At 64.5% G+C, this 1,552-nt stretch carries 2 protein-coding genes; both read left to right on the top strand.

What is annotated here, in order from left to right:
* Positions 1-1,038 (top strand): cbb3-type cytochrome c oxidase subunit I (locus tag ACFW5B_RS34845; RefSeq protein ID WP_386449002.1); only part of this gene is annotated, 1,038 nt, incomplete at its 5' end.
* On the top strand, positions 1,035-1,433 hold the full coding sequence (locus ACFW5B_RS34840) for a cytochrome c oxidase subunit 4 (protein ID WP_386448999.1): 399 nt from the start codon (positions 1,035-1,037) through the stop codon (positions 1,431-1,433). The genes ACFW5B_RS34845 and ACFW5B_RS34840, both read left to right, overlap by 4 nt.
* Positions 1,434-1,552: the final 119 nt, after the last annotated feature.

The following is a 1,552-nucleotide window of genomic DNA, read 5'->3' as shown; positions in this document are numbered from 1 at the left end:
TTCGCGCTGGAGGCGGACCGGAAATTCGGTGCGCATGTCTTTGACGCGGCCAATGGTGGCGCTCTGCTCTGGCAGCACCTCTTCTGGTTCTTCGGCCATCCCGAGGTGTACATCATCGCGCTGCCGTTCTTCGGCATCATTTCCGAGGTCATTCCGGTGTTCTCCCGGAAGCCGATGTTCGGTTACATCGGTCTGATCGCGGCGACGATTTCGATTGCCGGTCTTTCGGTCACGGTGTGGGCGCACCACATGTATGTGACGGGCGGCGTGCTGTTGCCGTTCTTCTCGTTCATGACGTTCCTGATCGCGGTGCCGACCGGTGTGAAGTTCTTCAACTGGATCGGCACGATGTGGAAGGGCTCACTGTCCTTCGAGACGCCGATGCTGTGGACGATCGGCTTCCTGATCACCTTCACCTTCGGTGGTCTGACCGGTGTCATCCTGGCCTCGCCGCCGATGGACTTCCACGTCTCGGACTCGTACTTCGTGGTGGCGCACTTCCACTACGTGGTCTTCGGCACGGTCGTCTTCGCGATGTTCGCCGGCTTCCACTTCTGGTGGCCGAAGTTCACCGGCAAGATGCTGGACGAGCGCCTGGGCAAGATCACCTTCTGGACGCTGTTCGTGGGCTTCCACGGCACCTTCCTCGTCCAGCACTGGCTGGGTGCCGAGGGCATGCCGCGGCGTTACGCGGACTACCTCGCGGCCGACGGCTACACGGCGCTGAACACCGTCTCGACGATCAGCTCCTTCCTGCTGGGCCTGTCGATCCTGCCCTTCATGTACAACGTCTGGAAGACGGCGAAGTACGGCAAGAAGGTCGAGGTCGACGACCCGTGGGGCTACGGCCGCTCGCTCGAGTGGGCGACCTCCTGCCCGCCGCCGCGGCACAACTTCCTCACGCTGCCGCGCATTCGGTCGGAATCCCCGGCGTTCGATCTGCACCACCCGGAGATCGCAGCCCTTGACGCGCTGCACAACGGCCGTGCCACCGAGGACGACAAGTCCCTCGCAGGCGGCAAGGAGGCGGGCAAGTGAAGATCCAGGGCAAGATGTTCATCTGGCTCTCCGTCTTCGTCCTCGTCATGGCGATCGTCTATGGCGTCTGGTCGAAGGAGCCGGCGGGCACCACCGCGCTGTTCCTCGCCTTCGGTCTGTGCATCATGGTCGGCTACTACCTGGCCTTCACGGCCCGGCGGGTCGACGCGGGTGCGCAGGACAACGAGAACGCCGAGGTCTCGGACGACGCCGGTGAGCTGGGCTTCTTCAGCCCGCACAGCTGGCAGCCGCTGTCCCTGGCCGTCGGTGGCGCGCTCGCCTTCCTGGGCGTCGTCTTCGGCTGGTGGCTGCTGTACTTCTCCCTGCCGGTGATCCTCGTGGGTCTCTTCGGCTGGGTCTTCGAGTACTACCACGGCGAGAACCGCACGCAGTAACGGCCGCGCAGTGCCGTCGGGGGGGGGCGGCCCCCCCCAAAAAATGGTCGGGGCCCCCCCCATGGTGGGGGGGGGGGCCACACAATTATACAGAGAGCGCGCAGCGGGGGAGGTGGATT

Source organism: Streptomyces sp. NPDC058773 (assembly GCF_042746015.1).
In the GTDB taxonomy this organism is placed as follows: domain Bacteria; phylum Actinomycetota; class Actinomycetes; order Streptomycetales; family Streptomycetaceae; genus Streptomyces.
The sequence above is the reverse complement of the archived record's forward strand: the minus strand, read 5'-3'. Positions and strand labels throughout refer to the sequence as shown.